The sequence below is a fragment of the Candidatus Neptunochlamydia vexilliferae genome (assembly GCF_015356785.1).
Taxonomy (GTDB): Bacteria; Chlamydiota; Chlamydiia; order Chlamydiales; family Simkaniaceae; genus Neptunichlamydia; species Neptunichlamydia vexilliferae.
This window is the reverse complement of record NZ_JAAEJV010000021.1, coordinates 20598-30688: the sequence shown is the minus strand read 5'-3', so window position 1 is coordinate 30688 and position 10091 is coordinate 20598. Positions and strand designations below refer to the sequence as shown.

General features: G+C 47.5%; 9 protein-coding genes. 1 reads left to right on the top strand and 8 read right to left on the bottom strand.

Annotated elements, in window-relative coordinates; genetic code table 11:
* Positions 1-392: 392 nt before the first annotated feature.
* Positions 393-1337: a diacylglycerol/lipid kinase family protein gene (locus NEPTK9_RS04985; protein ID WP_194847730.1), complete on the top strand. Its 945-nt coding sequence runs from the start codon at positions 393-395 to the stop codon at positions 1335-1337.
* A 62-nt stretch (positions 1338-1399) separates the two neighbouring features.
* On the opposite strand, the gene NEPTK9_RS04980 is transcribed toward NEPTK9_RS04985, so the two are convergent.
* The 8 genes from NEPTK9_RS04980 to NEPTK9_RS04945 form a co-directional block, all read right to left on the bottom strand.
* Positions 1400-2485, bottom strand: coding sequence for a glycoside hydrolase family 95-like protein (locus NEPTK9_RS04980; RefSeq protein WP_194847729.1), 1086 nt, complete (start codon positions 2483-2485; stop codon positions 1400-1402).
* Entirely contained in the window at positions 2442-3707 is a 1266-nt protein-coding gene (mtaB, locus tag NEPTK9_RS04975) for a tRNA (N(6)-L-threonylcarbamoyladenosine(37)-C(2))-methylthiotransferase MtaB (RefSeq protein WP_228547030.1), read from the bottom strand. Before mtaB ends, NEPTK9_RS04980 begins: the two co-directional genes overlap by 44 nt.
* Before the next feature lie 200 nt (positions 3708-3907).
* Positions 3908-4627, bottom strand: a complete 720-nt coding sequence (gene radC / locus NEPTK9_RS04970; protein WP_194847727.1) for a RadC family protein — start codon at positions 4625-4627, stop codon at positions 3908-3910.
* Positions 4628-4915: 288 nt separating this feature from the next.
* Positions 4916-6223 carry a GTPase HflX gene (hflX, locus tag NEPTK9_RS04965; protein ID WP_194847726.1) on the bottom strand — a complete coding sequence of 436 codons (1308 nt, stop codon included), beginning with the start codon at positions 6221-6223 and terminating at the stop codon, positions 4916-4918.
* Entirely contained in the window at positions 6220-6966 is a 747-nt protein-coding gene (locus NEPTK9_RS04960) for an MBL fold metallo-hydrolase (protein WP_194847725.1), read from the bottom strand. The genes hflX and NEPTK9_RS04960 overlap by 4 nt, the downstream gene beginning before the upstream one ends.
* Complete coding sequence (locus NEPTK9_RS04955; RefSeq protein ID WP_194847724.1) at positions 6948-7937, bottom strand: NAD(P)/FAD-dependent oxidoreductase; 990 nt, start codon at positions 7935-7937, stop codon at positions 6948-6950. Before NEPTK9_RS04955 ends, NEPTK9_RS04960 begins: the two co-directional genes overlap by 19 nt.
* Positions 7938-8079: 142 nt before the next feature.
* On the bottom strand, positions 8080-8907 hold the full coding sequence (locus NEPTK9_RS04950; protein ID WP_194847723.1) for a hypothetical protein: 828 nt from the start codon (positions 8905-8907) through the stop codon (positions 8080-8082).
* A 32-nt stretch (positions 8908-8939) separates the two neighbouring features.
* Positions 8940-10091, bottom strand: a complete 1152-nt coding sequence (locus NEPTK9_RS04945) for a citrate (Si)-synthase (protein WP_194847722.1) — start codon at positions 10089-10091, stop codon at positions 8940-8942.

The following is a 10091-nucleotide window of genomic DNA, read 5'->3' as shown; positions in this document are numbered from 1 at the left end:
TTAATAGAAAGCACCAATAGATCCCTAATACAAAAAAGGTTAAAAATACCTGGAGCATGGTGGTTAGCTGAAAATGCCGATGATATGGCCCAACTTAGAGCCCTACGTGCAAACGGCTTTTGGGAGGAGCTATGGGAAGAAGCTGCTTAAGCAAATTCCATAGAGTACGGATTTCAATCACACCCGTTGAACCAAGCCCACTTGCCCACTATCTCCTACTTAAGGTATAGTTGTTTGCTATGAAGCAGCTATTTTCATTTATAGTTTTATTACTAACGACTTGTGGGGCATTACAATGTAAGGACCTCGGTACACGAAAGTTTTTGGAGAGCGAAGGGCAAGCGAGGCAAAACCAGATTTTCTTGAATGACGAGTCCCATAGCCAAAGCGCTATGGGTGAGGAAGAAAGGACATCTGGTGAAGCCGCAGCTGTCCATCGACTCCAAAAATTGTCGTGTATTGAGGGTAAAGTTGTTTTTATTGTAAACCCTATTTCTGGATTGGGGAAACAAAAAAAGATTAAACAACTTGTTCGGAAAAATCTCGATCAGAAGCTCTTTGAGTATGAGATCCTCTATACGAAGCGGCCCCACCACGCCACAGAGCTTAGCCGAGAAGCGGTAAAGCGGGGCGCTACGATCGTTGTGGCTGTTGGGGGCGATGGCTCGGTCAATGAGGTGGCCCAGGGGATGATTGGCTCACAAGCAGCATTGGCCATCGTTCCAACCGGCTCGGGGAATGGATTTGCCCTCTCCTTCAATATCCCCAAGGATCCTGCGAAGGCGATTCAAGTGATCAATGAAATGTCCGACCAGTGGGTGGACACTGTCAAGATCAATGACAAATCGTATTTGGGAGTGGCGGGGGTCGGCTTTGATGCCGATGTCAGCCGCACTTTCTCTAACTCAGGCAAACGGGGGCCTGCCTCTTATCTCTTAGCAGTTCTTTCGGAACTCCCCAACTATAAACCTCAAAATTATGATCTGGTGGTTGATGGAATACCTCTTCACAAAAAGGCTTTCTTGATCTGCTTTGCAAACTCCAACCAGTATGGAAACAATGCCTTCATTGCTCCAAGCGCAAAGGTCGATGATGGCTTTTTAGACGTGATCATCTGGAAGGAGTTCCCTCCCCATGCAGCTCCCAAGCTGGTCCATGACCTCTTTACTAAACACCTCGATGACTCAAAGTATACGGAAACCTTCCGTTGCCAAGAAGTGATCCTTAAAAAACCTCATCAAACCCTCCATATTGATGGGGAACCTTGTGACTTTGAGGGAGATGTCTACATCCGGGTCCTCCCCTCCTCTCTGAAGGTCATCACCCCTAGGGGGTAGTCTGGTTTATATTTTGAACGTGAAAAGCTTTATGCACCTTACAGTCAGCAATTTAGTTTTTTTTATTTTTGAAAGCGGTCGAGAATGTAGAGCGTTCCCCCTTTAAGGGTGAGGGTGTCTCCAGCATTATGGGCTTTGCCACGGTTTCGCCTTCCACGGCGGAGACGGAAAGAATCGATCGCCGATTGGAAAGTCAGCTTCACCTCTTGGTCCTCTTTAGGATGGAGAATAACGCGACGGATGAGCTTCTTTGACCACTCGAGGTCGATGGTGAGGGTATCTCTAAGAGCAATATCGGTAAAGCGACCGGCATGGAGCTCTTTGGGCAAACAAGGAAGAACTGCAAAACAATCTTCCTTTGCTTCGATGAGGAGACGGCGGATGAGACGGGCTCCTTCTCCTAACAATAGGAGAGGAGAAGCTTCAACAGGGATCGGTGCCCCTTCTGGAACAAAAGTATGGTGGGTTTCGTCCATCAATGAGGGCGACAAAATCCCAGAAAAGCCCACTTTAAAAAGGGTTAAAAAAGCAGAACCAATCTTTGCACGGTCCCTTTGCTCAACGAGCTCTTGGCAAGCCTTAAGATAATGAGCTGTTCCAACGTCTAAGAGGGGATGCTCGGGAATATGTTTTCCCAAGGCATGCCAAATCGGCAAAATTTCTTCGAGGCTCAGCCTTCTTTTAACAAGGGTCCAGTCTTGCTTTTTGCTACATCCGAAGTGCATTTTTTCGGAAAGGCTCTGTCCAAAAGCGCTCCGCACAACTGGAATAATGAGTTCCTCTTTCCGCCTAAGGAGTTTTGTCTCCCCCTCATAGGTAAAGGCAATTCCTTCCTTCGGTCCGCGCTCGAGGAAAAGGGTGATCTCATGGGCAGTCGCCACCAAACGGTAAGAAAAATAGCCCTCAGGTCCCCGTCCAAAGATCCGGATCCATTGTCTTTCTAGATCCTGCATCACAGTAAATTGTGTTAAAGGTCCTTTGATCTGAGGGGTGATCGTATGGCTCTCCTCTTTCCCTGTTGAAATAAGGTTTTCTAAAACCACCTTCGCTGGATAGGCGGTCACCTTCCAAGGGCTTTTAGGGAGGAGAAGGGAGGTTCCCTCTTCATGCGAAAAGGGTTTGTATTTTTGCGTCAGCTTGATTTTCACCAATGAGTCCTTCGGAGTTATTGTCTACACATGTGACATTGATTAGGGTGTTCGGGCATAAATTATTATCGGGTACAACAACGGGGAGAAAGTTTTCTGTATGCCCCATTGTGGGGGTCTCTAAGAGGACAGAAAAAGTCTCTCCAATAAATTGGTTTCTTAAGTCGAAGGCGTTTTGCTCCGCCACTTTTAAAAGCTCAGCCTTCCTCTCTTGAATCAGCTCAGGAGAAATTTTATTTGGCATTCTCGAGGCGCGGGTTTTGGGGCGATCGCTATAGGGAAACATATGAACCTTCGCAAACCGCACCTCTCGCATCAGTGCGAGGGTCTCTTGAAACTCTTCTTCAGACTCCCCAGGAAAACCAACAATAATATCGGTCGTGAAAGTAAAGCGGGGGTCGGCTTTGAGAAGTCTTTCTGTTGCATCGATAAAATCTTGCTTCGTATATTTGCGCCGCATCCGCTTCAAAGTTAGGTTGGACCCTGACTGGAGAACAATATGCATCGAAGGGCAGGCCTTCTTCCCATTGATCACAGCATCCAAAAGGTCATCATCGACCTCATCGGGATCGATCGAGGAAATCCGAATCCGCTCGAGTCCCTCTATCTTGTCGACCTGACGGACCAGATCACCCAGGCGGACAGGAGGGGTCCCGTCTCCATCAAAATCGCCAATATTAATCCCCGTTAAGACAACCTCTTTATATCCATTTTTAACAAGGGCCTCAACTTCCCGCAAAATCTCGAAAACCTTTTTCGAACGGGAGCGTCCCCGAACAAAAGGGATAATGCAGTAGCTGCAGTAGGAGTTGCACCCATCCTGGATTTTTACAAAGGCGCGGGTATGGGCTTCAAACCGCTCGATCTGAAACTCGGGCCACTCCTCCTCAGGAAAAATCATCGGAAGGAGCTCCTCTTTTTTGCTATTGGGGACGATATCGGTCACCTCTTGAAGAGCGCGGAGCATTTTTTGGGAGCGCTCGGCAAAACAGCCGGTCACCACCATCCGCTTGGGACTATACTCGCGAGCAAGCTTCCGAATCTGATAGAGGGAGCGCTTGTCAGCTGATTCAGTGACAGTGCAGGTATTGACGATGCAAAGATCGGCTTTTTCCCCATCGCGCGCCTCCTCATAGCCTTTCTTTTTCAATTGGTCTAGAAAGGCTTGCGACTCGTATTGATTGGTGCGGCACCCCAATGTGGCAATTTTATATTTCTTCATGGAGAACATTATGCCCAATTTTTTATCAAAAATCCAGGTCAAATTTTTTTATACTCAAATAAGTTCAAAAATTGGGAATTTGCCAAAGTCAGCACACCAGGTTTATCTCCCTCGAAGCAGTCCCCTATCCAGGAGATAGGGGCGATGCAGAGGGAGTTAAAGATGGGGATGCTGGCGCAGGCAAAAACCAATTTTTGAACTTATTTGAGTATATATCGAGAACCCTGAATTTCCCCCTCTTCCCAGAGGGAAACATAGGAAACCCGCCCGATAATCAGATGGTCATCCAGAGGAATACCAAGGAGACGTCCTGAGGAGACAAGGAGCTTCGTCAACTCGAGGTCGGCTTCCGACGGGGTCGGATCGCCACTCGGATGGTTGTGAGCCAGGATCACGCTGTAGGCATGACGGTGAAGCGCCCGATGAAAAACCTCTCGCGGATGGACAATAACGCCATTGAGCGTTCCTCTTCCTAGAATTTCGTGATGGAAAATGCACCCGCGCGTGTCACGAAGCATTAGCGCCACCACCTCCTGTTTCTCCTCTCGGATCTCAGGAGCAATGAAGGTATAAACATCTCGGGGGCAAGTGACGGGAAACTTTCCTTTTCCAGCAACAGCATTGAGCCGCTTTGCTAGGGCACAAACAGCTTTTAAGTGGATCGCTTTGGCAGGACCCACCCCCTTCATTTCGGTAAGCGTTTCAATAGAAGCTTCAAAAAGGGCGCTTAACGATCCAAAGCGACTTAGAAGTTTGTGAGCAAGGGCAAGAGCCGAGGTTCCTTTGTGCCCATTGCCTAGGCAAATCGCTAAAAGTTCAGCAAGGGAAAGGGCGTCAGAGCCCCGATAAAGAAGACGCTCACGCGGACGCTCTTCCTTAGGAATTTGGGCTATTACAGGATGGCCTGAGGTTTTGCTCATATTTGCGCTCCTATTTTAGCGATATTTGCCCCCCTAGAGAGTGTCGTCAAGTTGTCTCTGATGGAGGAGTTCTTTCTATAAGAGAACTCCAAGGCGCCCGATGGAGAGAGCCCCAAAGTGGGCTCTTGAAGCAGGGCAACGCTGGAGATTTCCATAGAAAGGGCTAAGACAGCAGTGAGAATTTGACGACACTCTCTGAGATTGAGAACATTGTCAGAAAGACAAGGCGAAATTTTTGGAGGGCAAAGAGCGGTCAAAAGAGGTGCCAAAGATGAACAAAAGCTTTGGCTATCCTGTACTATTGTCATGGTACTTCTCCACTTTGTGGGCAAGAGCTTTTGGGATTTCTACTTCAAGTAGGATATCATTTTCTTCATAATCTTGGGTAATAATTCTTCCCTCTTCCATCAGTTCACTGACAAGCGCATACTCCTTTTGCGGAATGCGGAGATGAACCACCTTCCGTAAGTCTTTCAAGATGGTCATCATCATCTCTAAAAGGGTCTCAAACCCTTCGTGGTTTAAAGCAGAAATGGGAACGACGCGGGGGTACTTTAATTTGTAGCGGGCAATGACCTTTTTATCTTCAAGGGCGTCCACCTTATTGAGAACGGTGATGATCGGCTTGTCTTCTGCGGTGAGTTCTTTTAAAACAGCATAGGTCGACTCGGCATGTTCTTCCGCTAAGGTATGGTTCGCATCGATCAGGTGTAGGAGAATATCGGTAAAAACCGCTTCTTCTAGAGTGCTCTTAAAGGCGGCAACAAGGGTATGGGGAATTTTCCGGATAAACCCAACGGTGTCGATAAGGAGAATTTCTTGGTGGTTGGGAAGGGTAAATTTTCGGGTCGTTGTATCGAGCGTTGCAAAGAGCTTATCTTCCATGAGGACATCCGCATCGGTCAGCGCATTTAAAAGGGTCGACTTTCCCACGTTGGTATAACCAATGATCGAAAAGGTGGGGATACCCGAGCGCACCCGCGATTTCCGCTGCACTTCCCTTTGATGGTGGACCTCTTCAAGCTCTTTTTTTAGACGGGTGATCTGCTTTCGAACGAGGCGACGGTCAATCTCAATCTGCCGCTCCCCTTCCCCTTTTAAAAAGCCTCCACCTCCTGAAGACTGACGGGAAAGGTGGGTCCACAGCCTTTTAAGACGGGGCATTTGGTAGTGACTTTTGGCCAGCTCAACTTGAAGCATCGCCTCTTTGGTTTGGGCCCTTTGCGAAAAGATCTCTAAAATCAGCTCTGTCCGGTCGATCACCGGCTTTTTGAAAATGCGCTCTAAGTTGCGTTGCTGGTTGGGGGAAATTTCATCATCGAAAATGATCACATCAGCTCCCACCTCTTCCCCTTTTTGGCGGAGCTCATCGACCTTTCCTTTCCCAAAGAAAAGGGCAGCATCGATCGTTCGGATCGAGCAGGGCTCCTGGGCAACCACTTCGAAGCCATAGGTCGTGGCAAGAGAGGCAAGCTCGTCGAGATGCTCCTTGCATAGGGGAAGATCAGCGGCCCGGTTATACCCTCCAGCAGCGAGGGCTGTTTTCAGGTCGCTAATATCATATTTAATGTCTTCGTAAAGCTTATCTTCTTTCATAGTCCGATTTCTAATCCATCATATGCCAGTGCAAACCCCTTTGGCAACCGTTTATCCGCTTTTAGCTCATGAGAAATGTGGGTAAAGTAACACATTTTTGCTTTTGCTTTCCTTGCAAAGGCCATCCCCTCTTTAAGACTTAAATGGGCATGAGACTTTTCCCACTTCCAACCACTAATCACTAAGGTTTCAACCCCTTTAAGGGAATCGAAAATCGATTCCTCATACTCTTTGATGTCGGTGACATAAGCGAGATTTTTAAACCGAAACCCCGTCACCTTCATCCCTTGTTGTCTATAGGAAAAGAAGGTAACGGGAAGCCCTTCAAAAACGGTCTCTCCCACATCTCCTTCAAGGATCGAAAACTCCAGCTTTGTTGTCTCATGGGGAGGGATAAAGTAATGATAGCGCACTTTTAGCTCGGCCAACGTCTCCCGAGAGACGAGGCAAGGAACTGGTTTTCTTTGCCGAAAGGTGTAGATCCGAAGCTCATCGAGCCCCGCGATATGGTCGTAGTGGGTATGCGTGATGAGAAGGCCGTCTAGCCGATCGATCCCATACTTTAACGCTTGCTGCCGGTAGTCAGGGCCAATATCGACCAAGTACCGCTTTCCCTCGTGGGTTAAAAGGACCGAAGAGCGCAGCCTTTTGTCATGGGGAGATTTCGATTTACAAGTGAGACACCTGCACCCAATAACGGGGATCCCCATCGATCCCCCTGTTCCTAAGAAGAGGAGCTGCATCCCATCACCTCCTCAGCTAATTTTTTTCCAAAGTAGGCATGGTAGAGAAGCCCCCGCGATCCCATCCCTGTTATCGCATAAATATTCTCATCGATTTTCCCGATGAAGGGGCGGTAATCCTTTGTAGATACCCGCATTTCAGCTAAACACCCCTTCACTTCAAAAGAGCCGTAAGAAGGGATAAACTGCCCAATTTGGTTAAAAATGAGATCGGTCGCCGTTCCTAAACAGGGCGCTTCGGTTGTGTGGTTGCGCTCATAGGTGGAGCCTAGATAACACTGATCATTGTTTTCACTTAAAGCAAGGTACCCTTTTCCCGTCACGCTACTCTCCCCTGTGAAATAGTGGGGCTTTTTACATACCAGAAGTTGCCCCTTGGTAAAGCGGAGGTCGAGCTTTTTGGCTGCAGCAAAAGAGCGGATTCCCCCACCTGCGGCTAAAATGATCCGGTCAAATCCTTGCAAATCGTCTAGGTCAACCTTTTTTTTCTCAAGGTGGCCCCCTAAGTCCTCACAAATTTTCCAAAGCCCTTCCAAGTAAGCCTTTGCATGAACAGTGATTCCTGATCGGATAAAAATACCGGGCAGATAGGCGCTTCCTGGAACAGCTGCATGACATTTTTCTTTATCCCACCACTCAACGTCCTCTTTTTCTTCGGCTCGCTGCTTAAAAGCCTTTCGTTGCTTTTCACTGACTGCAAACCGTAAGATCCCTGTCTCCTTATAGACTTCAGGACCTACCCTCTCTAAAAGAGCGCGCGTCTCCTTCATCCCTTCGATCCCTTTCCAAGAAAGGAAAGCGCTCTCTCCAGGATAGGGATGGAGCAGTCCCGATGCCATTTTTGAGGCGCCGCCGCCTCCATCAAAAAGGGTGACATCTCCCCCTTTTTTGAGGAGGTAGTAACAAAGAGCTAAACCGGAGAATCCCCCACCAACGATAGCGAGTACACGACGATTGGAATTTTTGCTCATAGTTGCGGTCCTATTTTAGAGGCGTTTGTTCTCCTAAAATCGAGAACATTGTCCAAAAGACAAGGCGAGATTTTTGGAGGGCAAAGGACGCTCAAAAGAGGGCTCAAATATGGGCGAAAATTCCAATTAAAGTGTACTGATTTCATTCTGTTACTGGCCGATACTTTCTCTGCATGAGAGCATAGCTCTCAACAGCAAAGTTAAAGAAAAAGAGGATACCAGGGGTGAGCATCGCACAAAAAGGGATCATCACAAAAAACCACTGGAGGGCAATTGCCAATGTTTTTGCTTCAATAAAAAAGCTAATCCCGGTGAGAAATGCGGCTAAAGAAAGGATCCCCACGATCAAGAGAAGAGGGACCAATCCAATGAGAAAAAGGGATAGGCTGGTAAAGAGATTTTCCTTAAAGCGGGAGTAGACATCTTCGGCAAGCTTGAGTTTGAGCCTCGAGTTAAGGGCAATGTGGGGCGTCGCAAAAAAGAGCAAAAAGAGATTGAAAAAAGAGAGAGCTAAAGAGCCTAAGACAAGTAAAAAAGGGCCAAACGCCAAGATCACTCCTAAAACATCGCCGAGAGCAGGAATCTCTTTCAAAAGATAAAAAATCCCCATCACCATCCATAGGAAAAGGTAAGCCAAAAGTAAGGGGAAAGTGAGATAGGAAACACCGATAAGAAGCTCCCACGATTGACTTAAGATCTTTTTAAAACTTAAAGGGATCATCTTCACCTCATGGTGATAGACCCGCGCAAGAACCACGCCCGCTGCCAAAAGAAGTCCAGACGACAAAAAGACCGGTAAGAAGGTGAGGCTCAATACCACCCACTGGCCCGCATTAACCGCCAACGCGCGGCAAAAGACAAGCATCAACCCACATACCACTAAAATAGGAAACATGAAAAGGAGTTTTCTTCGCGAAAAGGTGTACTTTGAAGCCCGGTTAAAAATGTGTTCGATCTCTTGGAATGTCATAAACCTATTTTACCCCTGGGTACTAACTAATGTCAATGCGGTTTATAAATATACCGCGGACGGACGATGGGGGTCCCTTTTCCTTCCCGCGCCTCTAACCGCTCATAGACAATTTGGGTGGCAATGCCTACCGAACGAGAAAGACCAAATAAAACAGTATAATATTCGGGATAGGGAAAGCCCACCGCTGTTAAAAGGGTTCCCGACATTGCATCGATATTGGGGTAGGGGTTAGAGATTTTGGGGTTTTCCTTCAAAACCTTTGTCCCCTCTGTTCGGAGGAGGAAGGCAATTTTTACAAGGGGATGATCTGCAAAATGTTTTTCTGCATAGTCATAAAAAATCGTTGCACGTGCATCTTCTTTTCTTAAAACAGCATGGCCAAACCCAAAAATTTTCTCCTTATTTTCGAGCTTTTTGCGGACAAATTGCTCGATATCGGCAGCCGTAGCATTTTCACCCACTTCTTTTAGGGTCTCCTCGACAAGCGCAAGCGTTGACTGGTTAGCCCTTCCATGCAAAGGACCTGCTAAAGCGCACATTGCCCCACCAATCGACCCATATAGATCTTCAAGTCCCGACGCAATCGCTTTACCAACAAAGGTGGAGAGGTTCCCCCCGCCATGGTCATAATGGAGAATGTTAAAGAGGCGAAATACTTCGGAAAGATGGCCGTCCCTATCAGGAACTTGAAGCATATGGGCAAAGTTTTCCATATACCCCTTGTCACCAGTTGGCGGAGGAGTCTCCCCCCAACCCGCATGGTAATTGATCACCGTAGCAGAAAGATGGGGAAGCTTGGCAATGAGATTTAATGCATCTTCTTTATAATCATCCTGCCCTTCAAGCATCCCAAGAACCAAAAGGGCGCCGCTAAAAAGTTTCATCGGGTGTCCTTGTCGCGGAAGAGACTCGATATGTTTAATCACCGCATGGGAGCAGTGGGCCCGTCTTTTTAGTTCATCGCTAAAGGTGGTGATTTCCTGAGCGCTCCCCTCTTTACCGTTAAGAAGAAAAAAGAGGACCCGCTCCGGCTCCCATTTATAGAGCTCAGAAATGGGGCGCCCCCGATAGAAAAGTCCCTTTTCAGGGTCGACAAAAGAGGTGGTGCAATAGCCCACAGGATAGCCTCGCATCCCTGTTTCAAGCTGATCTTTCGTAACCTGGAATAAGACATCTTCCAT